The following is a 25980-nucleotide window of genomic DNA, read 5'->3' as shown; positions in this document are numbered from 1 at the left end:
GATGCGCCAGCTCATTCAGCGTCAGATATGGAAGATGCTCGCCATAACGGTTGGCACCGTCGCCCTGGTCGCTTGGCGGTGGGAGTTCGTGTGGACGGGTATCACATCCAACATCTATCTCAATGTTACGATTATAACGCTCTTCTTGTTTGGGCTGACGCTGGCTTTTTCAAGCGCGATGCGTCTGAAGAACGAAGAGCTGGCGTTTGTGGCGCTGCAGGAAGCGTATGACGATATCCGCTTTGCCGACGAACGCGCGAAGTCTGCGCCGTTTTGGCGTCACTATCGATGCCTTGAGCCCGGCATCACCTTTGCAAAACCGCGGCTGCTGAGCCACGTTTTCGATCTGACCTACGAGAAGATGATGCGAACTCGGGAGATCACAATCTCCATCGGGACGATGCAGAGCTTGGTCTCTGAGTTCAAAACCAAGATCAACGAAGACCGTGCGATGCTCACCTACCTGACGGGCATCCTGGTCTTTCTCGGTCTGATCGGTACGTTCATCGGCCTGATGGACATGGTTGGCTCGGTCGGCGGGATCATCGGTTCGATCGCCAACATGGATATGAGTGATCCGACGGCTGCCTTCACCAAGCTCATCAACGATCTTCAAGCGCCCCTGGTTGGCATGGCCACCGGTTTCTCGTCATCTCTGTTTGGCCTGTTCGGATCGCTGCTGTTGGGGCTTCAGGGCCGGTTTCTGACTGAAGCAACCGGAATCTTGCGCGGTGGCCTGGAGACTTTCCTGTCGAGCATGGCCGATCTTGATGGTGACAAGGACGATACCGAGGAAGAGCAGCGCGAGGCTATGCTCGATCTGTTGGATACCCAGGCCACGCATCTTGAAGGGTTGCAAACGGCCGTTCAAAAACTCACCCAGGTCACAGCGCAGGGCGCGCTGGCGCAGCGAGAAGGCCTCGAAATCCTTCGCGAGATTGCCGACGGGCAGAAACGGCAAGCGATGGGGAGCGCAGGCGGCGCACCAAATGAAAGCCCAACCTCCTACCAGTCCAGTGCGGTCGACTATGAGGCAGTTGAGCGGCTCAACGAGACGCTTGAGGTTGCGATGGCCGGCGGCATGTCGGACATGTCGCAAGCCATAGAGACCGCGTTTGTGGGCTACGCTGAGCTCTTGCGACAATCGATGGCACTGTACCGGACGCAGGCGATCCGAACTGATGAAGACCGGCTTGATGCGCAACTGGAGGCAACGGGCCCATGACCCCTGAAGAAGCAGCGCGCTTGGGCGGATTGCCTCCCAGCCATGAGGTCTACCGTCGCAGTGCAAAGTTCTCGTTCAAGTCGCTGCTGCCAAAGCTCGGCAAGAAGCAGAGCTTCTCGCGTCGGCACCGCCGATTTCCGTGTTGCGTTATCGCCTCGATGGACATCGTAGACAGGGCTTACTCGCTGGATGGCACGGTGTTGGAAATGAGCCAGGGCGGGCTAATGTTTCGCGCGGCCTCCAACTACGTTCTCGACAGAACGGGCGAAAAAGTCGTTGTGCATATCGATGGGGTCGAGCTGCCAGCTCAGATTATGGCATCAAGGCCAGAAGGATACGGCCTGAGGTTGTTTGAGGACCTCGACCTGACGACCGTCTCTTCTCTCGTGGAAGAATTTGGCTATGACGAGCTCTCGAGCGCTGACGAGACCGCTGCCGACGAGGACTAGCCTTGTCATGTTGCGGACGCGCCGACTGCGTTTGCAAGGCGCGTGACAGGTCTGTGTTTTCATGTTGCTTTGGCCGGTAAGCCGCTCCACTTTGGTGTGGCGACAGGGTAAAGCGGATCATCCATGCGTGGACTAACAGCGCCCGGTTCGGTGCAGGCCAACCGCCGGTTGACGACCGTCGACTGCTCGGAGCGGCAGAAGTTGTTCGTCCTGATCGTGGCCATCCTGGGGTCCGCGCTCGGTTTCATGGATGGTTCCATTGTTTCGATCATCGCTCCGGACATCCGAGGCGAGTTTTACGCGTCACTCGCTTCCATAAGTTGGTTGGTCAACGGCTATACGCTTGTTCTCACCGCCTTCATCCTCATCGGCGGCGCAGCGGGCGACGCCTATGGCAAACGGCGCATCTTTGCTTGGGGCATTGGTATCTTCGCTGCCGCATCGCTCGTTTGCGCGGTGGCTCCTTCCATCGGAGCGTTAATCGCGGCGCGGATCGTGCAAGGCTTCGGCGCGGCGTTGATGGTGCCGCTGTCGATGGCTCTGATTGCCACCTATTACCCGCGTGAGGAGCGGGGGCGCGCGGTTGGTATCTGGGCTGCGGCGTCCGCGGTCTCTGCTGCGCTTGGACCTTTGGTTGGCGGTGTGATGGTCGACTCGCTGGGCTGGCGGAGCACCTTTTATATCAACCTGCCGCTCGCCGCGGTGACCTTGTGGCTTCTGTTGGCGCGCGTGCCGGACGATTCCCACACGTGTCGTCCCAGGTCGCTTGATTGGACGGGCGGGCTGCTGGCGAGCGCATCGCTGGGGTTGATTGCGCTGTCGTTGACGGTCCTTACCGACATGTTGACGGGCGATGGTATAACGAGCGCTGCGGTCTTTTTGGTCGGCGGTAGTCTGGCGCTCGGCCTGATCATGGGTGCCGCGTTCATTTGGGTGGAGGCGCGCGCCGAGCATCCCATGATGCCCCTCGGACTGTTCCGCTTGAACGGTTTCGCCGCCGTCAACCTCGCAACCTTCTTTCTGTATGCGGCTCTTGGTGGGCTGTTGTTCTTCCTGCCCGTGACTTTCATCTCCGCGTTTGATGCACCGGCAGTATCTGTTGCCGCGCTGTTTGTTCCCTTCACCGTGATCATGGCGCTTCTCACGCCACGTGTTGGCACTCTTGTGGACCGCATTGGCGTCAGATGGCCTTTGGCTGGCGGCTCGTTGATCGCTGCATGCGCCTTCGTGGCATCTTGGCCTGCGGTCGCGAGCGGGTCGCTTTGGGCGGTTGGCTTGACGATGGCGTTGCTTGGGCTTGGCATGGCGTTGTGCATTCCGCCTCTGTCCACGGCCGTGCTCAATGCGGTCGATGACAGCCAGACCGGCGTCGCGTCGGGCATCAACAATGCGGTTTCGCGGGCGGGTGGTCTGGTCGCAGTGGCGGTGTTCGCGCCGCTGGGCGCGTTGAGCTATGGCGCGGCTGACGCTTTACCCGGTTTCGGGGCAAGCGCCTCCGGTGACGCATCTGCGGCTGTCATTGAGGCGCATAAACAGGCGAGTTTCGCAGGTTATGGGGCTTTGTCGCTTGCCGCGACGGCCCTGGCGGTGCTTGCCGCATTCATCATTCTCGTGAAAATTCCCGCGGCCAAGGCGGATCAGGTGCCTTGAAGCATCGCTAGCCTTGTGTAACGGGAATTTGCTTGGCAGAAGAGGCGCCCGATGTCGGCGCTTTGATCACGACCGACATGCAATGTGGCCCTCCCATGAGGGATCGCAAATAAACCGAGGCCGGACTGCGGCCCAACAGGGAGAGAATTAAATGAAATTGTCTGCATATTTGGCGGCTGGCACGGCCCTTACGCTGCTTGTCATGGGCGGCGCAGCCGTTGCACAGGACGATCGCGAAGGTTGGCCGGAGAGCTTCACTGTGGGCACCGCGTCGCAGGGCGGTACCTACTTCGCCTATGGTTCGGGCTGGGCAAACCTTGTTGCTGAAGAACTCGGTTTGTCGGGCGGCGGTGAAGTCACCGGTGGTCCGATGCAAAACATGGCGCTGGTCCATACCGGCGATGCCCAGTTCGGCATGACGACGATGGGCCCAGCAGCGGAGTCGCTCGCGGGTACCAACCCCATCGCACCGGGCCTTCAGATGGACAATGCGTGTGCGATGTTCCCGATGTACCAGACCCCGTTCTCGGTGACGGCCCTGTCCTCCTCAGGTATCAGCTCCATCGCTGATATTCCCGAAGGTGCGCGCATCGGTTTCGGTCCGGCGGGTTCGACGTCCGATACCTACTTCCCCCGGATGATGGAAACGCTTGGGGTCGAGTTTGACCGCCGCAACGGTGGCTGGTCCGACCTCGGATCACAGCTTCAGGACGGCCTTCTGGACGTCATTGCCTTCGCTGCTGGTGTGCCGGTTCCGGCGGTCTCTCAGCTTGAGGTGCAGACGGACGTGAACATCATTGAGTTCACCGAAGAGGAGCAGGGTACCATTCTCGAGGCTTTCCCGGTGTCCGAGTTCGCAATCTCGGCTGATACCTACACCACGCTTGAGGCGGACGCGCGCTCGGTATCGATGTGGAACTTCGCGATTGCCAATTGCGATCTGCCGGCAAGCTTCGTCAAAGCGGTTGTCGACGTCGTCATGAGCGACAACGAGCGGATGGTGAACATCCACCGCGCTGCGCGGTCAACCTTGCCTGAGAACTGGGACAAGAACGGCGTTCTTATGTGGCATCCCGGTGCTGCAGAATGGTTTGCGGAAAACGCTGGCGCCGACATTCCTGCCGACATGATCCACTCGGGCATGTGATGCGTCTTGCGAGGCTTTAGGTCTCGGTGACTATGGGCCGCCCTTTGTATGAGGGGCGGCCCGTTTTTTTTGTGCATGCGATATGTCATTTTCGACGCATGCAAACCGGGCCATGAAGACCCGAGCGATAAAGCGAGACTTGGGGGTCGACCGGGATGGCGAATGACGACAAGCAGGAACACCCGCAAAGGGTGTCCGATGAGGCCATCCGCGAAGGCTCGATGGTCCATCAGCCCGTGATGGACGACCCGGTCGTCATCGCCGAAGGCGTTGATGAAGAGCCGATTGAAGGAAATCGGCGTTTGTTTGAAGGCGCCGGGCTGACGATTATCGCAATCGTTTCCGCCGTCTATGCGGGCTTCCACATGGCCGCTTTGAACGGTGTTTCGATTTCGGCATGGACCGGGATCGACATACCGTTTTTGCCGGAATTCCCGATGGAAACCTGGAACTTCCGCATCGTGCACATCGCCGGTGCGCTGATCCTTGGTTTCCTCCTCTACGCAGGTGGCTCGTTTGCGAGCGATGACAGAAAGCCCACGACCTTTGTGGGCTATCTGGCTTATGGGCTCGCGCTTCCAGCTTTGTACGCACTGTTCACCGCAATCACGTTCGCCAACGATATCGCGGGCGGGGTGATGTGGAACGGTATCGATGAGGGGATCAGAAGCCGCGAGATCTATCATTTCGGGCTTCCGCTGATCGTCGCGACAGTAGGTGGCATCGTCCTTGGGTGGGTTCACCGTCTGCCGCGCCACCATTTTTCGGCGCCAGATGCGGTTCTGGTCATCTGCGGGATCGCGGTGGCCGTGTACCTGGTGACGATTTACGGCACCCCCATGCGCAATTCGACCGGTACGCCGTTTGCGCCGATCGGTATGTCGATTGCCGCCGTCGCGGGCACGCTGCTCATCATGGAGCTTACGCGCCGCGTGGCCGGGCTGACGCTCATCGTGATCGCGGTGATATTCTTGATCTACGTCTTTGTTGGCGATCAGCTACCGGGCTTCCTTAACGCGCCAGATATCAGCTGGCAGCGCTTCTTCAGCCAAGTCTACACCGATGCTGGTATCCTCGGTCCGACGACCGCGGTCTCGTCGACGTACATCATTCTGTTCATCATCTTCGCGGCCTTCTTGCAGGCGTCGAAAGTCGGCGACTATTTTGTCAACTTCGCCTTCGCTGCCGCAGGGCGTGCGAGGGGTGGTCCCGCCAAGGTCGCCATTTTTGCGTCCGGTCTGATGGGCATGATCAATGGCACATCGGCTGGTAATGTCGTGGCCACGGGTTCGCTCACGATCCCGCTCATGAAGAAGATCGGCTATCCGCCGAAATCAGCGGGAGCCATTGAGGCAGGCGCATCGACAGGCGGCCAGATCATGCCGCCGATCATGGGTGCTGGTGCCTTCATCATGGCTGAGATCACCGGTATTCCCTATACCGAGATCGCACTGGCCGCCGTGATCCCCGCCATCCTGTATTTTGGCTCGATCTTCTTCATGGTCGATTTCGAAGCCCGCAAGCTTGGGATGCGGGGCATGCGCGAGGATGAGCTGCCCAAGTTCGCGCAGCTCGCCAAGCAGGTCTACCTCTTCATTCCGATCATCATTCTCATCGTGGCTCTGTTCATGGGCTACTCGGTGATCCGTGCGGGCACGCTGGCGACCGCGGCCGCAGCCGTTGTCTCGTGGATGCCGGCGATCGTCGCCAAGCTTTTCGGCGTAAGCGCTGCCGGTGGCACGAAGGAAGGGTCCTTCAATGGGATGGGGCCGCGCTCGATCTTCAAGGCCTTTGATCTCGCAGGGGTCATGGCGATCCAGATCATCGCCGTCTGCGCCTGCGCGGGTATTATCGTGGGTGTCATTTCTCTGACCGGGGTCGGCGCGCGGTTCTCGGCGCTTTTGTTGGGGCTAGCCGATACGAGCCAGATTTTGGCGCTGTTCTTTGCCATGTGCATCGCCATCCTTTTGGGCATGGGCATGCCAACGACTGCCGCTTATGCGGTCGCTGCCTCTGTGGTTGCACCCGGCCTTATCCAGCTCGGAATCCAACCTCTCACGGCCCATTTCTTTGTGTTCTACTACGCTGTGGTTTCGGCGATCACGCCGCCCGTTGCGCTCGCCAGTTATGCGGCCGCAGGCATCTCGGGTGCGAACCCAATGGGCACATCGGTAACCTCGTTCAAGATCGGGTTGGCCGCGTTCATTGTGCCGTTCATGTTCTTTTACAATCCGGCCCTTCTGGGCGAGGGAAGTTGGTTTGAGATCACACGTGCCTTGGTGACCGCGTCCATAGGTGTGTGCCTGTTGTCCGGTGGCGTGCAAGGCTTCTTTTTCACCGGTCGCTTGCCGCAAGTTGCCCGGATCATGCTTCTCATTGCCGCCCTTTTCCTCATTGAAGGCAGCCTGATTTCCGATGTGGTTGGAGCCATTTTGACCGCCGGCGGTCTGTCCCTTGCCAGGATGGCTGACGGCAAGCAGGAGACGAAACCGGCGGAGTAGCGCCTGCAACGCGATGTGCTAGGGGTGGCCCGCAATGCCCTTGTGGATCCCCATCACCATCGCTGCCGCCTTCCTGCAAAACGTGCGGTCGCTCTTGCAGAAGAACCTGACCGGCCGGTTGTCGGTGGGTGGGGCGACGTTCGCACGGTTCGTCTTTGCTTTCCCACTCGCGCTCACCTACGCCTTGGCGGTTACCATGGCCACGGGGTCGGAGGTACCGCCTGCCAATTGGCCTTTTTTGGGTTTCCTGATCCTCGGGGCCGTCGCGCAGATTTTGGCAACCTATGCGTTGCTTGCGAGCTTCCAGCACGGCTCCTTTGCCGTGGGGAACAGCTATGCGAGTACCGAGGCCCTGCAGGCTGCGGTCCTGGCTTCTATCCTTCTCGCTGAGTGGCTTTCCCTGTTAGGCCTCGTTGCCGTCCTTCTTGGCTTTGCCGGTGTTGTGTTGACCCGCTTGGGACACGTCGATGCGTCGCGCGCGGCCGAGGCGGTCAGGTTCGGACCCGCCGTCTGGTGGGGCGTGGCAGCTGGCACACTGTTCGCTTTCGCTTCCGTAGGCTATCGCGGTGCGTCGCTGAGCCTGGGTGTTGACTCAGTTTTTGTCAGCGCAGGCTGGAGCCTCGCCGCAGCGACGCTGCTGCAGACGGTTCTGATGGCGGTCTACCTGTCTTGGCGAGAACCGGGCACGGTCACCGCCACACTGAAGCAATGGCGCCAATCGGGGCTGATCGCGCTGGTTGGTGTTTCGGCGTCCATCGGTTGGTTTACCGCTCTGACCTTGCAGACTGCGGCACTTGTGAAAGCGCTGGCGCAGATCGAGCTGGCCTTCTCCACGCTGACAAGTTGGCTGTATTTCAAGGAACCGATCTCGGCGAGCGAGCTGGTGGGCATCGTGCTGATCGGTCTTTCGGTGGTGATGATCGTGCTCGTCGCTTAGTTTTAATGTGTCCCGCAGAGCCGGCTGGTTGGCGGGCGATTGTGCGTCTCGGGCAGGCCGTGCTACCCAAAGGGTCTTCTCCACATTGGTGACGCGATGGCCGGTCCTCGGCGCCAACCGCTGCATAAAGATATTGGTTTTGTGTTCATCCTCGTCCTGTCGGGCGGGGCGGCCGTTGGCGTCTATGTGCGCGACGGCCTGAGCCGCTTTCAGGAGATTCTATGGGACGATATACTACTTTGGCTGACGATCCTTCCCAAGGTCATCGGCGGTGTGCTGGTAGCGGCCTTTCTGCGGGTCCTGTTGCCCAAGGAGGTGGTGGCGCGCTGGATCGGAGAAAGATCCGGCCTCAAGGGGTTGGTGGTGGCGACGCTTGCGGGCGCAACGATCCCCGGCGGCCCCTTCACGATCTTTCCAATCGCCACATCGCTTTACCTTTCGGGAGCTGACCGCGGCTCGACGATCGCCTTTATCACCGCGTGGTTGACGGTTGGCATCAATCGGGCGATCGTCTGGGAATTGTCCTTCTTCGGAACCGAGTTTGTCATCGTCCGAACGCTGGTATCGCTTCCGGTCCCCATCCTGTGCGGGGTTGCTGCGCGTCTCTTGCCAGGGCGAACGGATGATGAGCGTGATGCCGATAGCCGTAAGCCTAAGCCGGAGATCGATGAATGATCGTTCTTGGCTTCGCGCTGTTTCTCTACGTGCTTGCGGCGGGCATGATCGTAGCCGCAGCGCGGCGTGACCGCGTTCTGGTTAGGGAAGGCTTTGCGGAAGCGCTCGACCAGTTCATTCGTATCCTGCCTCAGCTTACTGTCGGGATCCTGGGCGCGGGCTTCATCGCTGCCCTCGTTCCGTCCGAACTTGCGCAAACCTACCTTGGCGAAGGCGCCGGCGTGAGTGGATACGCGATCGCCTACATCATTGGTGTTTTGGTGCCCGGCGGTCCAGTCGTTGGCTTCGCCCTAGGCGCCGCTGCGATCAAGGCGGGTGCGTCGGTGCCTATTATTGGTGTGTTCGTTACCGCTTGGGCGTTGGTCAGCCTGCAGCGCACTCTGATCTGGGAGATCGCTATTGTCCCTCGGCGGGTTACCGCGATGCGGCTGCTTGTATCGGCGCCCATACCCATCCTGACCGGTTTGGCGATGACGCCGTTCTTTTAAGCAACGCGCCGCTTAGCGACTGAGGAAGCCCTGCATGCGATCCAAGGCCTCTTCGATCTGCTCCGCAGAAGCCGCATAGGACAGGCGCACGAAACCCTCCCCAAGGGTGCCAAAGTCCGGACCTCCAACCAAAGCAACGCCTTCTCGCTCCAGTAGTTCGGAGGCGAGCGCCTTCGCCTTGAAGCCGGTGTGCTTTACGTTTGCAAAGGCGTAAAAGGCGCCTTCGGGCTCGATGCAGGATACACCGGGCAGCGCATTGAGACCGTCGATCACAAGCCGCCGGCGCTTGGCGAACGCTGCCATCATGTCGTCCACGGGGTCAGTAGGACCCTCAAGCGCTGCCAGACCCGCCCATTGGCTGGGGGCATTCACGCAACTCCAGCAATTAACCGCAAGTTTGCGGGCCTTATCGATCAGCGCGTCGGGCCAGATTGACCACCCCATTCGCCAGCCTGTCATGGCCCACGTTTTTGACCAGCCGTTCAGGACGATCAGCCGGTCGCGAATGGATGGATAGCTCAGCAGGCTGATGTGCCTATCAGCGGGCTCATCGCCATCGTAGGTCATGCGATCGTAGATTTCGTCCGAGAGGATCGCCACATCCGGGTGTGCCTCGAGCCCCCGTACCAGCGCATCGATCTCAGCCTTTGGGGTCACGCCACCGGTCGGATTGGCCGGCGAGTTGATGATAACCAACGTCGTGGCGGGGGTGATCGCCTCCAGCACGTCCTGGGCCCTGAAGGCAAACCCGTTTGCTTCGGTGATGGGAAGCGGAACGGCGGTGGCGCCGGTAAACTCGATCATCGACCGGTAGATCGGAAACCCCGGATCGGGATAGATGATCTGCTTGCCCGGTCCGCCCATCATGAGGATCGCAGCGAACATTGTAACCTTGCCGCCCGGCACGATGAGAACGTTATCCGGCGGGACATCGGTTCCCGTTCGAGCATGGGTATAGGCCGCCACTCCCTCACGAACCTTTGGGATACCGCGCGCATCGGTGTAGCCGTGATGGCCGTCTCGCAGGGCCTTTATCGCTGCGTCGACGATAAAGGTTGGCGTCGCGAAGTCCGGCTGTCCGATGCCTAGATTGATGACAGCTTTGCCATCGACGCCGCCCGAGGCGGCCAGCGCTTGCGCCCGCGCCAGAACGGCAAAAGCGTTCTCTTCGCCAATGCGATCAAAGGCGGAATTTGTATCAATCATGACGAAATCTCTTTGGAGGCGTTGGAGGCTGGTGGCCTGCGCCCAACGATGGTTTCGCGATAAAGAATGTACAAGCCCGATCCAATGATAATCGCCGCGCCAATCAGCGTCCAAGATGTTGGGATGTCGCCGAACCACAACCAGCCAAGGCCGATCATCCAAACGATCTGGGTGTAGATGAACGGCGAGAGGGTGGATGCGTCGGCACGCTGATGTGCCTTGACGAGAAGCCAATGCCCGACGCCGCCGACCAAGCCTGTGCTGAGAAGGATAAGCCAGGTAAGACCATCGGTCGGCCAGACCCAGACAAAGATGCCGATTGGCATGATGACGATTGCAGGAACAGCCGCCGAGTAAAACACGAGCGATGCCGCATCTTGACCAGTCGCAAGCAGGCGTGTGGTCAGCGAATAGAAGGCAAAGCAGGTCATCGATGCCACGGCAATAAGCGCAGGCCAGCCCAGGCCATCGAGGCCTGGCCGCGTGACAATCAAGACCCCGATGAAACCCACCGCAATCGCTGCCCAGCGGCGCACGCCGACATGCTCGCCGAGCAACGGAACCGCCAGCGCAGCGACCACAATCGGCGCACTGAACATGATGGACGCGGTCTCGGCGAGCTGGAGATGCTGGAGCGCAAAGAAATTGAAGACGGTGGTGCCAAGCAGCAGCAGCCCACGCGTGATCTGAAGCCAAGGGCGGTCGGTTTTGAGTCGACCGGGGTGACGCCAAAGCTGCAGGAATGCGAAACAGAACAGCAGATGCGTTGCAAACCGCACCCAGGCAACCTGCAAGATAGGTAGCGATGCACCCAGATGCTTTCCCATCGCATCGAGCAGAGAAAACAGTGCCACGGCCATGATCATCAAGCTGATCGATAGCATTGTGGCTGCTGATGAGGGTCCTGTGGGCTTGGCTTGCGCGAGCGGCATGGCCTGCGCCCTATCATTGCGGGCGCAGGCCGTCCATTGAACGCTCGGTTTTGGCTAAGTTAGCCCGTGGCGAGTCGGCTTGGCGCCGTGTCGTCCCTGCCGCCGCGATCAGCGTTAGGCTGCCCATTGGTTCGACCGAGAAGGTTGTCCTCGACCTTGCGCAGAAGTGTTCTAAGCTTATCGCTCTCGCGCGGATCAATATCGGTCAGAGCCTCATTCTCCAACGTTGCGAGCGCACCGTCCAGCTCACTGATAAGTGCACGCCCATCGTCCGTCAGAAAGACACGTGCCGCCCGCGCATCGGAAACAGACTGCCGTCGCTCCACGAGGTTTTGTGCGCTCAAACGCGCCACCATTTTCGTGATCGTTGGTGGTTGGACCGAAAGCGTCAGCGCCAATGCGGTCATTGACTGACCATCCTCCTCAGCAAGCGCTTTGAGGATCTGATCCTGCCCAGGATAAATTTTCAATTGGCCAAGCACCGACGCTGCGCGATGGCGGTGAGCCTTCGCAGCTTGGGCGAGATGGTACGTGACCGACTTGCGTAGATTGTAGCTCATGTTGCCCCACTGAAGTTGTGACGCTGTCTTACAACAAGCCGGTTAAAAATCGATTCGAAAGCACTTCTATAGTTATCTTTCTAGATTAACGCGAGCTTTCATCGAACAAGCTCTGCAATTTTAACCCCTACATCCGACTAAAACCCCGCTTTCTTCGGAATCGTAAACTCGATTACTGAATGAAGATGGATAATCTATATTTCAATTTTTCGCTAAATATTGATTTTTATTCGATTTATATTTGAATTTATATTATATCAAATTCGATTGAAATGCTGGCATTTCGGTTTTCGAGCGGAGCGAGCCGGGTTTTTCTCCGCGTTCGGAAATGATGCGTGCGATGGTTTGGTTGGGTCTTGGCGCGCTTGGCTTGGGTGCGGAGGCGCTCTAAACAGCGAAGCCTGCACCATGAGGCGGCGAGACCTCGTCATGGGTCCGGCAGTTTCGATGCATAGGGATCAACGGGTGAGCCAAGGCAGCGTCAGCTTTTGGTCAGATCTTAGGGCGAGCGACTTTGAGCGTTCTCGGTTGGGAGAAGCTGTCGCTGTTCTTCCTCTGGGTGCGATCGAACAGCATGGCCCGCATCTGCCTGTTGGCACCGATGCGCAAATCAGCCAGGGAATGATCGCAGCGCTTCGAGGCGCGCCTTTGCAGTCTGCCGATGTGCTTGTCTTGCCTGCAATGCAGATCGCCAACTCAGTCGAACACGTCGATGCGCCCGGCACCGTGTCACTGGGGCGCGAATTGACGATTGAAATGGTCTTTGCGGTTGCTGCCAGTGTTCACCGCGCGGGTGTGCGCAAGCTTGTCCTTATCAACGCCCATGGCGGCAATGTCGGGGTGATGGTCGATGCAAGCCACGCGATCCGGCAAGAGTTCGGCATGCTGTGTGTTGCCACCAACTGGATGCGACTGGGGCTTCCCGGAGGCATCATCGCCGAGACCGCGCGTGCTGTTGATGTGCATGGTGGCCACCTTGAGACCGCTCTGATGCTGGCCTTGCGACCCGACTATGTTGCGATGGGCGAAGCAAGATCCTTTCCCAGTCTGCAGGGAGACCTCGCCGAGCGCTATCATCTCTTGCGTGCTTATGGGCCAATCGGGTTCGGTTGGATGGGCCGGGACCTGAACGCCGCCGGGGTTGTCGGTAGCGCTGCCGCGGCCACCGCAGAACAGGGGCAGCGCATCATTGCCCATCAGGTTGAGCAATTTGCCCTGCTGCTTGATGAGGTGGCTGACTTTACGCCCGGCTGGTTTGCCCAATGATGTCAGAAGATATCGAAAGATAGACGCTCGCCTCTTTTACAGGCGGTGCTCAAAAGCAGGGCATTGAGTATCGTTGTTGTGGGTGACAAATCCCTTGGGTTGCGATTAACTCGCGCAATCATCGCAAGCCAATCGCCCGCGTGGGTCAAAAGCCGGCAGCGATGCAACAGGGAGTCCACTTTATGAAATCCACACTTATCCGCACCGCCGCCGTCCTTATGGGGGCGACCATGCTGGCCGGTGCCGCCAACGCTGAAACGCTCCGCTGGGCGCGCGTTGGCGACTCGTTGACGCTCGATCCTCACGCGCAGAACGAGGGGCCGACCCATACGCTCGCGCACCAGATTTACGAGGGGCTCTTGCAGCGCGACATGGCCGGGCAGATCATTCCCGCGCTTGCCACCGACTGGGCACCGCATACCGATGATCCGACCGTTTGGGTTTTCACTCTGCGCGAGGGCGTGACCTTCCATGATGGCGCCGAGTTCAACGCCGATGATGTCGTATTCTCGCTTAACCGGGCGATGAGCGAGACGTCGGCGATGAAAGAGCTTCTGGCTTCCGTTGCAGAGGTCACCAAGGTTGACGATCTTACCGTCCACATCCGCACCGAAGGACCCAATCCGCTGTTCCCCAGCAACCTCACCAACCTGTTCATGATGGATGAGGGGTGGGCAGAAGCGAACGACACGGTCAATGTGCAGGACATCGCAAACGGCGAAACCAACTTCGCCACGCGGAACGCCAACGGAACGGGCGCCTTCCAACTCGTTAGCCGCGAGCCGGAAGTGCGGACGGTCCTTTCAGCAAACCCCAACTATTGGGGTATCGGCGAATTTCCGCTTGAGGTGACGGAGATCATTTACACGCCGATCCAGAACCAGGCGACGCGCGTTGCTGCGCTTTTGTCGGGCGAAGTTGACATCATCCAGGACATTCCGGTGCAGGACCTTGGGCGCGTGGCCGAAACCGACGGTTTGAAGGTGGTCACAGCGGCGCAGAACCGGGTCATCTTCCTGGGCATGCAGCAAGGGGAAGAAGACCTTGACACCGACAGCGTCGATGGCGCCAACCCGTTCGCCGACGTGCGCGTGCGCCAGGCGGTGAACATGGCGGTCAACCGCGATGCTATCCAGACAGTCGTGATGCGTGGTCAGTCAGCGCCGACCGGCGTTATCATGCCGCCCTTCGTCAACGGGTGGACCGAAGAACTCGACATGATCCCCGAAGGCGACATGGATACCGCCCGGACGCTCATGGAAGAGGCGGGCTACGGCGATGGTTTCGAGATCATCTTTAACTGCCCCAATGACCGTTACATCAATGATGAGGCGATCTGTCAGGCCGTTGTAGGGATGCTGGCGCAAATCGGCATTACGGCAAATCTTGAGGCACAAACCCGCGCCAACCATTTCCCGCTGATCCAGAACCAGGAAACCGAGTTCTATCTGCTGGGCTGGGGCGTGCCGACGTTCGACAGCGAGTACATTTTCAACTTCCTGGTCCATTCAACGACGGATGAGTATGGCTCGTGGAACAACACAGGCTACTCGAACCCTGAAGTTGATGAGATGATCGTCTCGCTGGCGTCTGAAACTGACCTCGATGTGCGCAATGCGACCATTTCCGATATCTGGGCCCAGGTTCAGGAAGATGTTCTGTACATCCCGATCCACAATCAGGTTCTCAATTGGGGCATGAAAGAAGGGATCGACTTCCCCGTGCAGCCGGAAGACCAGCCGCACTTCAAGTTCCTCCAGTTCACCGGGATGTGATTGGGCTTGCAAAGCCAATCCAATAAGCTGTTGGGGCGAGCAACACGGTTGCTTGCCCCTTCGGCGGACCAGGTGTCAGTCGGATCAGGACAAGCGGGCGCCGACGCTGACGCTTTCATATTGTGCGCGACGCGATCCCCAGCATCGCGCCATCAACCAGGGTAGGAAACTCATGGCCCTCAGACGCAAGTCTTCACACTCTTCCCGCAGATCATCTCTCGTTCTTTCGCTCTCCGCATTGGCGCTCGCGACAGCTTTCACGGCTACCCCGGCCAGCGCTGAAACCTTCCGCTGGGCGACAACGTCTGACCCAAACACGATGGATCCGCATGCCGCCTCGTCGGCGCCGGTTTTGGGCTTTCTCAACAATGTTTACGAAGGCCTGGTGCGCCGCGACCGCTCGATGGCGATCGAGCCGGCTCTTGCCGAGCGCTGGGAAGCGTTGGGCGGCGAAGGCTGGCGCTTCCATTTGCGCCAAGGGGTTACCTTCCACAATGGCAATGCGCTGACAGCAGACGATGTGCTCTTTTCCTATGAGCGTGCTTCCGGCGAGACGTCTGATGTTCGTTCCTGGTTCGCACCCGTGACCGAGGTTGTTGTCGTCGATGATTTCACCATCGACTTCATGACGTCTGCACCCAACCCGATCTTCCCCGGCTCCATTGCCAACTTCATGATCATGGACAGGCAGTGGACCGAGGAAAACGGTGCCGCGACGCCCGCGACCGATGAAGAGCGTTTCACGACCCTCAACACGAACGGCACCGGTGCTTTCCAGATGGTCGAGCGGTCGCCCGGTGTGCGTACGGTGCTTGAGCCCTTCGATGGCTGGTGGGGCGAGGTCGAGCACACTATCACCCAAGGCGTTTACACGCCGATCCAGTCGGACGCGACGGCGCTGGCGGCGCTCATTGCGGGCGATGTCGACTTCATCAACCCGGTGCCGATCCAGAATGTCGCCCGGCTGCAAGAGACCGATGGCATCGACGTCATCGTCGGCGAGGAAGCCCGCGTCATGATGCTTGGCTTCAAGCATGACGCCGACACATTGGTCTTTGATGGCTCGCCCAACCCCTTCCAGGATTCCCGCGTCCGGCAGGCGGTCTATCACGCCATCAATGTTGATGCGATCAACACGACGATCATGCGCGGTGCGGTCGAGCCGGTTTCGCAGCTTGTAACGCCCGATATGCGCGGCTTCTCAGAAGGGCTCGGCGATCGGCTTGAGTACAACCCCGATGGCGCTCGCGCCCTGCTTGCCGAGGCCGGCTACGAGGACGGCTTCACTTTCTCGCTGGTCTGCCCCAACGACCGTTACATAAATGACGCGGCGGTCTGCCAGGCAGTTGTCGGCATGTTGGCGCAGATTGGCATCACCGCCGATCTGACAACCATGCCCGTCGCCAACTACTGGCCAGAACTGCGTGCCGATCAGTTCGATATGTACCTGCTGGGCTGGTCGCCGGGTACGTTTGACCATGAGCACCCGATCCGGTTCCTTGTTTCCACGCCCAATGAGGAGGCGCGGCTGGGGTCGTGGAACTTCGGTGCCTACTCGAATGTCCGCGTCGATGAGCTTCTGCCCGCTGTTCAATCCGAAGTGGACGAGGCCACACGGCAGGCCATGCTTGATGAGATCACTGCTCTCTATCAGGAGGAGGTGGCTTATGTGCCGATGTATTCCCAACCCATTCTATGGGGCGTTCGAGAGGGCGTATCGCTATCGCCGCGCTCGGATAACTTTTTCATCCTGCGTTGGGTCACGGTCGAGTGAATACTGAAACTGACCACGGGCGGCGTCTTAAAGCGCCGCCCTTTCTTTATCGATTGAAGGAGCGGCACGTTTGCTGACAACCATCTCCGCTCTCGCCTTGTGCGTGCAAGTCGCCGACTACGCGGCGTTTCACCTGAGCTATCATCCGGCGCGGGAGGAGCAGTCCGATAGATTGTACGACCAAAGCGATGAGTGGGCGCGGCAACTCAGCGAAATGGTATCTGATGACGAGGTTTTCATTGCAGCGCTGCACGACGCAACGCGCGCGGCGAACGAACTGTCCGGTGACGCCTTGAATGCGGAACTGGCTCGCTGCCAGCAGGCTGATACCGCTCAACCTTCGCGGAAAGGGTAGGAGCGCACAAATGTTGGGCTACATCATCCGCCGCGTTCTTCAGTCTTTCCTCGTCCTGCTGGTCGTTGGGCTGATCGCGTTCCTGATGTTCCGTTATGTCGGCGATCCCATCGAGAGCCTTCTGGGGCAGGAACGCACGGTTGAGGATATCGCCAATCTGCGCGAGCGCCTTGGCCTCAATGACCCCTTCATCGTGCAGTATTTCAACTTTCTTGTCGGCGCTTTGCGCGGCGAGTTTGGTATTTCCTATCGCGCGGGCGTGCCGGTCTCGCAACTGATTGCTGAGCGGCTGCCGGCCACCCTAGAGCTTGCGTTCGTTTCCGGTCTTTTTGCGCTGGTGGGCGGGCTCGCATTGGGGGTCTACACCGCTTTGCGGCGCAAGGGCGTGATGGCGACAACCATCATGACGGTGTCGTTGATTGGTGTGTCGCTGCCGACGTTCCTGATCGGGATCACGCTGATCTGGATTTTTGCAGTCGAACTGCAATGGCTGCCCTCCAACGGGCGTGGGGAGGTGGTCGCTCTTGGCGGCTGGACCACCGGCTTCCTCACCGAATCCGGTCGCGCATCGCTTATCCTGCCGGCCATCACCCTTGGCCTCTACCAGCTTACGCTGATCATGCGGCTCGTCCGATCCGAGATGCTCGAAGTGCTGCGCACCGATTATATCAAGTTTGCCCGTGCACGTGGGCTGTCATCTAGGGCCGTGAACTTTGGGCATGCGCTGAAAAACACTTTGATACCTGTGATCACGATAACCGGTCTTCAGCTTGGCTCTATCGTCGCGTTCGCGATCATCACCGAGACAGTTTTCCAATGGCCGGGCGTCGGCCTGATGTTCATCAACGCCATCAACTTCGTCGATATCCCGGTGATGGCGACGTATCTGATGCTGATCGCGGTGTTCTTCGTGATCGTCAATCTGGTTGTCGACCTTCTCTATTTCGCGGTCGATCCAAGGCTGCGCGTCGAGCGGTCATCGAGCAAATAGGATGGGTGGGTAATCATGACGGACGCGCCGATCGAAACCAAACCGACACCCGTTTCCGTTGAGCCGGAAGCCATCGTTGGCGATCCCCCGTCCTTGTGGGCACGCATTGCCGCGTCTGATGTCTGGTACTCGTTCACCCGCTCGCCTGTGGCCATCGTCGCAGCCATTGTGGTGCTCGTCATTGTCCTTGCCTCTCTTCTCGCGCCGCTGATCTCGCCGCAAGACCCGTTCAACCCTGCGGAGCTCAATCTGATGGACGGCTTCACGCCGCCCATGGAAGCCAACCAGTTCACAAGCAACGTTTACTGGCTTGGCACGGATGATCAGGGCCGCGATATCTTTTCAACCATCCTGTACGGTTCCCGGATATCCCTGTTTGTTGGGGTGTCGGCGGTACTCCTCGCCATGGTGATCGGTATTCTACTCGGGTTGCTCGCTGGCTATCGGGGCGGCTGGACCGATACCATCATCATGCGGATCGCCGACGTTCAGCTCACCTTCCCCTCCATTCTTATTGCGCTTCTGGTCTTCGGCATCGTCCGAGGGTTGGTCCCTCCAGACATGCGCAACGATGTGGCGGTCTGGATTTTGATCGTATCGATCGCCTTGTCAGACTGGGTGCAATACGCACGGACGGTGCGCGGCGCGACCCTTGTGGAGCGCAACAAGGAATATGTTCAGGCGGCGCGCGTAATCGGCGTTCGACCTTTCACTATCATGATCAAGCATGTGCTGCCCAATGTGATGGGTCCGGTGCTCGTGATCGCGACCATCGGCCTTGCCCTTGCGATCATCGCTGAGGCGACCTTGTCGTTCCTTGGTGTGGGCATGCCCAAGACCACCCCGTCCCTGGGCACTTTGATCAACACGGGACAGGATTTCCTGTTCTCTGGCGAGTGGTGGATTCTGTTCTTTCCCGCTGTTGCGCTGCTGGCGCTCGCCTTGTCGGTGAACCTGCTTGGTGACTGGCTGCGCGATGTCCTCAACCCGAAGCTGAGGTAGCGCACGATGGCACTTCTCGATATTCAAGGGCTGACCGTCACCTACCCGACGCGCCATGGTGTGTTCACCGCAGTCGATACAGCCAACGTGACCATCAACCCTGGTGAGATCGTCGGTATCGTCGGGGAGTCCGGGGCCGGAAAGTCCACCATTGGCAATGCGATCATGGGCCTTCTGGAGCCGCCTGGCCAAATCTCCGCCGGGACTATTGAGCTGCAGGGCAAGCGTATCGATGCGCTGGATCGCGACGCGATGCAGGCGCTTCGCGGGCGCGCGGTGTCCATCATCATGCAGGACCCGCTGACCGCGCTGAACCCGCTTTACACGATAGAGCACCAGCTTGTTGAGACGATTGAGCATCATCGGACGGCGGGCGGTACGTCTGCGCAAAACAGAGCGGTTGAGCTGCTGGACGCTGTGGGTATTCCCGACCCGGAGATCCGGATCAAACACTATCCGCACCAGTTTTCCGGCGGCATGCGCCAGCGTGTCGTGATCGCGCTGGCGCTGTCGACCGAACCCAGCCTGATCATTGCCGATGAGCCGACGACGGCGCTTGATGTGTCCATCCAGGCGCAGATCCTTGAACTCATCAAGAAGCTGGCGCGTGAGCGCGATGTCGGCGTCATGCTGATCACCCACGATATGGGCGTGATTGCGGAAACGACCGACAAGGTCGTCGTCATGAAAGACGGCAAGATCGTCGAGCAGGGACCGACCACGCAGGTTCTCGGATCACCCGATCATCCGTACTCGCGGAGCCTGATTGCGTCGGTGCCGCGTGCTGATGCGCGGTTGCACCGGTTTCCCAACCTCCAGGGCGAGGGGGACGCATCGTCGAAGCTGCCGACCATTGACGTGTCCACCCACTGGTTGGGCCAAAGCGGCAACCAGAACCTGCAAGGGAGCGGTGAGCCTGTGATAGCGGTGCGGGACCTGCTGATGGAGTTTCAGACGGTCTCCTCTTTTTTCAAAAGCAAGCGCCGCTTCATGACCGCTGTCGATCATGTCTCGTTCGACATCAAGCCGGGTGAAGTCTTCGGGATTGTGGGGGAATCCGGTTCGGGCAAATCAACTGTCGCGAAGATCATCGCCGGATTGCTGTCCCCGTCGGGAGGGTCGGTGCTGCTTGATGGGCAAGACCTCAAGGCGCCTGCGAATTCTGAGGTTCGTAATCAGCAGCGGCAGGCGATCCAGATGGTTTTTCAGGACCCGTATTCTTCGCTTAATCCGCGGATGCGCGTTGATGATATCGTCGCCGAGCCGATCAGACTGCACAATCTGACTGCCTCTGCCGCCGAGACGTCACGGATTGTCACGGAGCTTTTGGGTCTCGTTGGGCTGCCGCCCGAGGCTGGCAAGCGCTACCCGCATGCGTTCTCTGGTGGGCAGCGTCAACGGATCTCGATTGCGCGAGCGCTCGCGACGCGTCCGCGCTTCCTGATTTGTGACGAACCAACCTCCGCCCTCGACGTTTCGATCCAGGCGCAGGTGCTCAACCTGTTGAAAGACCTGCAGGAAACGCTTGATCTGACCTTGCTATTCATCAGTCACGACCTGCCGGTCATGCGCCAGATGTGCGACCGTATTGGCGTGATGTACCATGGCGAAATGGTCGAGCTTGCGGACACCGACAGCCTGTTCAACCGGCCACAGCACCCGCACACACAAGAGCTTATGGCCTTGATGCCAAAGCTCGACATGCTCTCACGCGACGGCATCGAGATCGCTGCCTGAGTGCGGTCCTCGCCGCCGTCAATTGAGATCGGCGCGGGCCAGTAGCTTGGGAATGGCTTTTTTCAGCTTGAAAAACCCGGCGGTGGCGCGCGGGAACGCGTGCACATCCCAGGACCTTTGAACCGGATGAAGTTCCAAGCCGGAATTGGCCGGAATTGTCCGGTCTTTTGTCGCGACAAAGGCCGCCGATGGCCCTGCCATAGCCATCGGATGGCACAGACATGACAGCCCATGGTCGGCGCAGGCTTGGTTGATGGCGTCCCAGTCGGGCGCCAACGCGACATGCTGGGTACCGTCTCCGTTCGAGACGATCCGATCGGCTGCCTCAGCGAGCGCCGAACGGGTAAAGGCGGTCGCCTTATCCCCGCCGTTGAGCTCCGCTTCAAGCGGTAGCTGCCCGACAGTGATGATCAGTTTGGGCGGGTTGGCTTGCCAGCCGGGCCAGCTCTCGGGATTGAGATCATCGGTGGTCAGCAGCAGCGCATAGTCCCCATCGGGAACGCGGGTCCGGCCTTCGGGCGGAGGAAGCGGTGCTGGGTGCTCCAGGTCTTCGTCAAGTGGCTCGGCGAACGCGGCCAAGTCGGTCGGACGAAAGCGGCCATTGCTGAACTTGGCGATGTTATCGGGGCGGGCGAGGTAGGTCTTACCGCGGGTGTGAAGCCCGCCAACCCAGCGCCAGGACAGCGTATTGCTCGCGGGGTCAGCGTCGACGAGGTGCTGGTAAAAGAAATCCGCACCAAGCGCCCAAGGCAGACGCAGGGTGAAGATCCAGATCGACGCGAACCACATGCGGGCGTGGTTGTGTAGCCACCCCGTTTCGACCAGTTCTTGCGCCCAATCGTCGAACCCCTCAATTCCGGTCTCGCCTGCGATCGCAGCTTCGTAGTCGCGTCGGAGCGCACCATCCTTTTCAAGATCGCGAAACCCGTTCTGTCGCTCGATGAGATAACGATCCCAGACGCTTGGCCGCATCTCGAGCCAGCCTTTGAAGTAGGCGCGCCAAAACACCTCCTGGATGAACTTCTCTGCCGCTTCCAGGCTATGGTGTTTGAGCACTTCGGCGACGACTTCGCGCTCGGTGATCATGCGGCGGCGCAGATAGGGCGAGAGCATCGAGACCGCTTGCGGCTTGCCTGGCCCCGGATCGGTATTGCGGCCTGATGCATAGGCGCGGCCCGCCTGAGGTGCATAAGCGGTGAGGCGTTCTCGTGCCGCCGCGCGGCTGGGCGGGAAGTCATGCAAGGGATTATGCAGCATCGTTACGCGGTGCTTGCTTGGGCGCGGCTATCAGCTTTTTCAGCGTGGGTCTTAGGGGCAGAAACAGCCGATAAGCACCCTCTGCAATCCACGGGATCGGTGGCACACTCAACAAGCTGCCCAACCAGCGCAACCGTGGAAGAGTTTTCATGACCTCAAAGAAACCACGCGCGCCAGAGACCAGGGATCCATCGGCTCGCCGGACATGAAACCTGGCCATCGCATCGGCCGTTTCGAGGTCGCTTGCTCCTGTGCCGGTCACCGACACGTCGTGCCACCGGATCGCGTCCGATCCCTCCATTGACTGATACAGAGCAATTTCGCGCTGGCAAAGAGGGCAGGCCCCGTCATAGTAGACGGTGCAGGCGGCTTCGTTCGTTTGGTGACCGGTGGTATCGATTTCGGATCGATGTGTCTGAGATAAATCTGCCATAAGCTGCCATATAAACAGTAGCCTTTGGCTGACGAGTGTTTGGAGTGAATTGAGGATGGCGCTTGATGTCGCAGTGATTGGTGCGGGCATGGCGGGGCTGGCAGCGGCGCGGACCCTGGCTAGCGCCGGGCATGCGGTTGCTGTCTTTGATAAGGGGCGCGGGATCGGTGGACGCCTTTCGACGCGGCGCACCGAATGGGGGGCGTTTGACCATGGCGCTCAATTTGCCACCGTGCGTGATCCCGCATTCTCCGCCTACATTGCAGACCTGCATACAGCAGGCATCGTCGAAGTCTGGGACCCAGCGGGCCATCTTCGGGAAGACGGTGCGATGATCGGCAAGCCGGGTATGGCTGAGCTGGTCAAAGCCGGGTTTGCCGATGCGCAAGGTGTGACAGTCACGACCAGCTTCGAAGTTGCGCATATCGGCAAGGTCGCTGAAGGCTATGTCCTTTCGGACAAGGATGGTGCCCACTCGGTGCCCTTCGACAAGGTGATCGTGACCGCACCAGCGCCCCAGGCCGCCCATTTGCTCGACGCATTCGGTGGGCCCTTCGGGGCGCTCAATGATGTCGCCTATGCCCCTTGCTACACATTGTTGGCCGCTTTCGATGGCTATCTGGGCGCGAAAGACGTACCAGACCTCGCCAAAGGTGGTCCTCTTGGTTTCGCCTGCCGTCAGGCGTCACGCGGAGCGGACCGGCAAACCGACAAGGACCTTTGGGTGGTGCAGGCGTCGGCTGACTTTTCCACCGAGCATATTGAGCGAGAGCGCCCCGAGATGGTGCCGGTGCTGTTGCGCGCGTTTCAGGAGGCGTTGGGTATTCCCGTGCCTCAGCCCGTTTACGCTGCCGGCCATCGCTGGCGCTACGCTAAGGTGACCAACGCCCATGGCGAACCGTTTATTCTCTCAGCAGATGGCACTTTGGGCGTTGCGGGCGACGGCATGCTCGGGCCACGCGTCGAGCTTGCTTTCCTCTCAGGCGTTCGGCTTGGCGAAGCAATGACCTGATTGCCAGCGTGCCTTTCGCCGCTGAAAAGCGAGATCAGAACCTGAAGGTGGTGCGGATCGTGCCAACATACGTCCAGCTGTCTGGACCATCCAGTCTACCAACGCTGGGCAGTGCCCCAGCACCGTTTGAGTCGGGACGGAGGATGGTCGGGTTCGCGTATTTGCCATAGTCGGCTTCAGCACCGAGCATGATCGTCAAGCCATTACCGAACGACAGCCCGACGCCAGCGTTGGCGCCGACGCTGAAACGCCACTCATCGTCATCCAAGTCCGTGGTGACAGACGAGTTCAAAATGCCCAGGCCGAAATCGAAGCGATCAAGCGAGTCCGTTCCATCGAGCGTGGAATAGTTGAGACCAACCTCACCGCCTAGAATGCCGAAAAGGACGCTGTCTCCAAGGACCGGCTGGCCGTAGGCAAGTTGGACGTTGGCGAAAGCGCCATAGGTGTAGGTGTCGAGGTTCGTATTGTAGTTGAACTCGGCAAAGCTGCCGGGATCGGCGCTGAAAGCAATCCGCCCGTCGAAATCCTCGTCGTACGTTTCCCCGATGAAACGCGTACCGGTGTTCAGCTGGATCGCGAAGTTGTCGCTGAGAGACTGTTGTAGCCAGTTCTTTTCCAACTCGAGCTGATAGCTTTCATACTCTATATTGTAGCGAGAGGTGAAAAGGTCTGCCGACCGGAAAATAGGCGGTTGCGCATTCCCTCCGACATAAAAACCGGGATCAAGGCCCACACCGGGGATCCCGAGTCCATCGGGAAAAGCGACCGCATCGTAACGCTCATCTCCGTCGGCTTGGGTGTAGTTGAAGCGGATCGAAAGCGAATTGGGAAATCCGTCACCAAAACCCAAGTCATCAAGGCCAAATCCCGCTTCGATCCCATAGGTCCAACCATTAACGTCGGTGTCCTGATTGATCGCGGTGACCAGCGACGGGACGGCATCCTCTGTGACCAGGAGGTTTCGATCGAGGTTGCTGAAGAAAGCGCCGATCTCCGCGGAGGCATAGAAATCTGCAATTCCTGCTGCAGGCGCATCTGTCCTGGTCGTCCCTTGGTTGAACGTCTCTGGCGTAATCAGGTCGTCATCGAAGGGCGACTCACCAAAAAAGATGTTGGAGAAGAAAATACCAAAATGAGCTTCGTTGGCCTGCACTGTCTGTGGCGCCATAATCGTGGCCGTCAGGGCTGTGCCTGCCAGACCGAAAACCGTCGTCCGTAAAAAGTTGTGCCACTTCATAATCGCACCCCACCATGTGCCTAAAGGCTGCCCGCCCGATCAAAATGTAAACGCACGTTAACGAATTCGCGAAACACCGCCAGATTGCGAAAGACAAAACTGTGTCTAATTGGCATCAGGCCTGTGGCTGCGGCGCCATTAGATGGCGGGAGTCGCAAAATGATCACAGCTTGAGTGGGTTTGTTGTGGCGGTCGCGGGGCTGCGCGCGGCCTATCAAATAGTGTGTATCTGAGCTTTAGGGCCTTGGTCGCCCAAAGCGTCGCCGCAAAACACGAAGAGCCGATGAGGACAATTGCCGCCGTGCGTGGGGAAGGATCGCATCCGCTCTGACAACAGATTGCGGAGGCTGTTTTGGGGTTTCATGCGCCCCACGGTTGGCGAGCCGAGGGGCGCATGACTGTGCGCTGGTCAGACGACCTGTACGACGCCGTCGCTGATCAGCCCGCCGAGCGACAGATCATCGCTGAACGCAACGCCATCGACCTCAATGGTACCGCCGGGGTGGGTTACAAGCAGATCGCCGTCCGACGATGCGCTCAGACCCCAGCCTGTCTCCGCGTTCAGATCATCGAGACCGAAGACTCCATCGTCACCAAGGTTGCCTTTGAGCGAGTCAATGATGTCCTGGCCGGCAAGAACGATGCTGTCGCCAGCCCCGAAATCGCGGATGACGTCGTCGCCTAGCCTGCGATCAGACGGGTCAAACACGAACTGATCGGCCCCATCGCCTCCGAAGAGCTGATCGTTCCCGCGCCCCCCTTCGAGCACGTCGTCACCTTGTCCACCGCGCAAAATGTCCGCGCCGTTGTCGCCGGACAGCTTATCATTGCCCTTACCACCGTTCAGGATGTCGGTCCCGTTGCCGCCAGACAGCGCATCGTTACCCTTACCGCCGCGCAGGAGGTCTGTTCCGTTGCCGCCGGACAGGTCGTCGTCGCCTTTGCCGCCACGCAAGATATCTGAGCCACGTCCGCCGATGAGGATGTCGTTGCCGCTTCCGCCCGCAAGGCTGTCGCTGCCTTGACCGCCGAACAGCAGATCGTCTCCTGCGCGCCCGATCAGGACGTCTGATCCCGTTTCACCAGCCAGCGCATCGGAACCGGAACGGCCCAACAGCACATCGGTTCCCTCAAATCCGACGATGACGTTGAACGGGTTGGCGGCGTCGGCGGTGAGGACATCGGTGCCGCGGCCGCCCGCCTGAACGGTCGGGGCAAAATCGGCGTTCAGCGCGCCGACCAATGCCTGCGCGGCTTCGCTGGTGAATGGATCAACGCCAGCGTCAATCGCTTCGGCAATGACCAGACTATCGGCGAGAAACTGGTCGATCTGGCTTTGAGTTGGATGGCTCATGGTGGGCTTTCTCC

The 25980-nt window shown here is 59.5% G+C and carries 23 protein-coding genes; 16 read left to right on the top strand and 7 right to left on the bottom strand.

The genetic code is table 11. The annotated features are described in order from the left end of the window. Position 1 precedes the first annotated feature (1 nt). The 8 genes from AAF739_05915 to AAF739_05880 all read left to right on the top strand — a co-directional run bounded on the left by AAF739_05915 (position 2) and on the right by AAF739_05880 (position 9072). Positions 2–1225, top strand: a complete 1224-nt coding sequence (locus AAF739_05915) for a hypothetical protein (protein ID MEM6382192.1) — start codon at positions 2–4, stop codon at positions 1223–1225. After that, positions 1222–1674 carry a PilZ domain-containing protein gene (locus tag AAF739_05910; protein MEM6382191.1) on the top strand — a complete coding sequence of 151 codons (453 nt, stop codon included), beginning with the start codon at positions 1222–1224 and terminating at the stop codon, positions 1672–1674. Before AAF739_05915 ends, AAF739_05910 begins: the two co-directional genes overlap by 4 nt. A gap of 123 nt (positions 1675–1797) precedes the next feature. Continuing rightward, on the top strand, positions 1798–3324 hold the full coding sequence (locus AAF739_05905) for an MFS transporter (protein MEM6382190.1): 1527 nt from the start codon (positions 1798–1800) through the stop codon (positions 3322–3324). Between the two features lie 151 nt (positions 3325–3475). Then, the gene (locus tag AAF739_05900) at positions 3476–4471 is read left to right on the top strand and encodes a TAXI family TRAP transporter solute-binding subunit (GenBank protein MEM6382189.1); all 996 of its coding nucleotides are present in this window, start codon (positions 3476–3478) and stop codon (positions 4469–4471) included. A gap of 221 nt (positions 4472–4692) precedes the next feature. Continuing rightward, a complete protein-coding gene (locus AAF739_05895) occupies positions 4693–6972 on the top strand; it encodes a TRAP transporter fused permease subunit (protein ID MEM6382188.1) in 2280 nt (759 codons plus the stop codon). A gap of 34 nt (positions 6973–7006) precedes the next feature. Beyond that, positions 7007–7909, top strand: coding sequence for a DMT family transporter (locus tag AAF739_05890; protein ID MEM6382187.1), 903 nt, complete (start codon positions 7007–7009; stop codon positions 7907–7909). Between the two features lie 96 nt (positions 7910–8005). Then, entirely contained in the window at positions 8006–8584 is a 579-nt protein-coding gene (locus AAF739_05885) for a permease (protein ID MEM6382186.1), read from the top strand. Further along, positions 8581–9072 carry a hypothetical protein gene (locus AAF739_05880; protein MEM6382185.1) on the top strand — a complete coding sequence of 164 codons (492 nt, stop codon included), beginning with the start codon at positions 8581–8583 and terminating at the stop codon, positions 9070–9072. Before AAF739_05885 ends, AAF739_05880 begins: the two co-directional genes overlap by 4 nt. A gap of 12 nt (positions 9073–9084) precedes the next feature. On the opposite strand, the gene AAF739_05875 is transcribed toward AAF739_05880, so the two are convergent. From AAF739_05875 to AAF739_05865, 3 genes are read right to left on the bottom strand one after another with little or no spacing between them, the layout of a single operon-like run. Continuing rightward, on the bottom strand, positions 9085–10278 hold the full coding sequence (locus AAF739_05875) for a pyridoxal phosphate-dependent aminotransferase (protein ID MEM6382184.1): 1194 nt from the start codon (positions 10276–10278) through the stop codon (positions 9085–9087). Beyond that, complete coding sequence (locus tag AAF739_05870) at positions 10275–11210, bottom strand: DMT family transporter (GenBank protein ID MEM6382183.1); 936 nt, start codon at positions 11208–11210, stop codon at positions 10275–10277. Before AAF739_05870 ends, AAF739_05875 begins: the two co-directional genes overlap by 4 nt. 59 nt (positions 11211–11269) lie before the next feature. After that, positions 11270–11770 carry a MarR family transcriptional regulator gene (locus tag AAF739_05865; GenBank protein ID MEM6382182.1) on the bottom strand — a complete coding sequence of 167 codons (501 nt, stop codon included), beginning with the start codon at positions 11768–11770 and terminating at the stop codon, positions 11270–11272. Between the two features lie 465 nt (positions 11771–12235). Between AAF739_05865 and AAF739_05860 the strand changes: the two genes are divergently transcribed. From AAF739_05860 to AAF739_05830, 7 genes are all read left to right on the top strand, one after another. Then, positions 12236–13036, top strand: coding sequence for a creatininase family protein (locus tag AAF739_05860; GenBank protein MEM6382181.1), 801 nt, complete (start codon positions 12236–12238; stop codon positions 13034–13036). Positions 13037–13218: 182 nt separating this feature from the next. Next, positions 13219–14811 carry an ABC transporter substrate-binding protein gene (locus tag AAF739_05855; GenBank protein ID MEM6382180.1) on the top strand — a complete coding sequence of 531 codons (1593 nt, stop codon included), beginning with the start codon at positions 13219–13221 and terminating at the stop codon, positions 14809–14811. A gap of 172 nt (positions 14812–14983) precedes the next feature. Continuing rightward, on the top strand, positions 14984–16585 hold the full coding sequence (locus AAF739_05850) for an ABC transporter substrate-binding protein (GenBank protein ID MEM6382179.1): 1602 nt from the start codon (positions 14984–14986) through the stop codon (positions 16583–16585). 70 nt (positions 16586–16655) lie between these two features. Next, positions 16656–16940: a hypothetical protein gene (locus tag AAF739_05845; protein ID MEM6382178.1), complete on the top strand. Its 285-nt coding sequence runs from the start codon at positions 16656–16658 to the stop codon at positions 16938–16940. Positions 16941–16950: 10 nt separating this feature from the next. Further along, complete coding sequence (locus AAF739_05840; protein ID MEM6382177.1) at positions 16951–17931, top strand: ABC transporter permease; 981 nt, start codon at positions 16951–16953, stop codon at positions 17929–17931. A 15-nt stretch (positions 17932–17946) separates the two neighbouring features. Further along, on the top strand, positions 17947–18933 hold the full coding sequence (locus AAF739_05835) for an ABC transporter permease (protein ID MEM6382176.1): 987 nt from the start codon (positions 17947–17949) through the stop codon (positions 18931–18933). A gap of 6 nt (positions 18934–18939) precedes the next feature. Further along, positions 18940–20670 (top strand): ABC transporter ATP-binding protein, encoded by a 1731-nt coding sequence (locus tag AAF739_05830; protein ID MEM6382175.1) that lies wholly within the window; start codon positions 18940–18942, stop codon positions 20668–20670. An 18-nt stretch (positions 20671–20688) separates the two neighbouring features. Here the strand turns inward: AAF739_05830 and AAF739_05825 are convergent, their stop codons facing one another. After that, positions 20689–21927, bottom strand: a complete 1239-nt coding sequence (locus AAF739_05825; GenBank protein ID MEM6382174.1) for an FAD-binding domain-containing protein — start codon at positions 21925–21927, stop codon at positions 20689–20691. Next, complete coding sequence (locus tag AAF739_05820) at positions 21917–22360, bottom strand: DUF393 domain-containing protein (protein MEM6382173.1); 444 nt, start codon at positions 22358–22360, stop codon at positions 21917–21919. Before AAF739_05820 ends, AAF739_05825 begins: the two co-directional genes overlap by 11 nt. Before the next feature lie 55 nt (positions 22361–22415). Here AAF739_05820 and AAF739_05815 point away from each other — a divergent pair, with 55 nt between their 5' ends. Then, the gene (locus tag AAF739_05815) at positions 22416–23372 is read left to right on the top strand and encodes an FAD-dependent oxidoreductase (GenBank protein MEM6382172.1); all 957 of its coding nucleotides are present in this window, start codon (positions 22416–22418) and stop codon (positions 23370–23372) included. A gap of 34 nt (positions 23373–23406) precedes the next feature. On the opposite strand, the gene AAF739_05810 is transcribed toward AAF739_05815, so the two are convergent. Then, positions 23407–24612: a hypothetical protein gene (locus AAF739_05810; GenBank protein ID MEM6382171.1), complete on the bottom strand. Its 1206-nt coding sequence runs from the start codon at positions 24610–24612 to the stop codon at positions 23407–23409. A gap of 409 nt (positions 24613–25021) precedes the next feature. Beyond that, positions 25022–25966: a calcium-binding protein gene (locus AAF739_05805; GenBank protein ID MEM6382170.1), complete on the bottom strand. Its 945-nt coding sequence runs from the start codon at positions 25964–25966 to the stop codon at positions 25022–25024. Positions 25967–25980: the final 14 nt, after the last annotated feature.

The sequence above is a fragment of the Pseudomonadota bacterium genome, assembly GCA_039024915.1.
Taxonomy (GTDB): Bacteria; Pseudomonadota; Alphaproteobacteria; order Rhizobiales; family MH13; genus MH13.
Note: the sequence above shows the minus strand (reverse complement) of the source record. Positions and strands in the feature narration are given on the sequence as shown.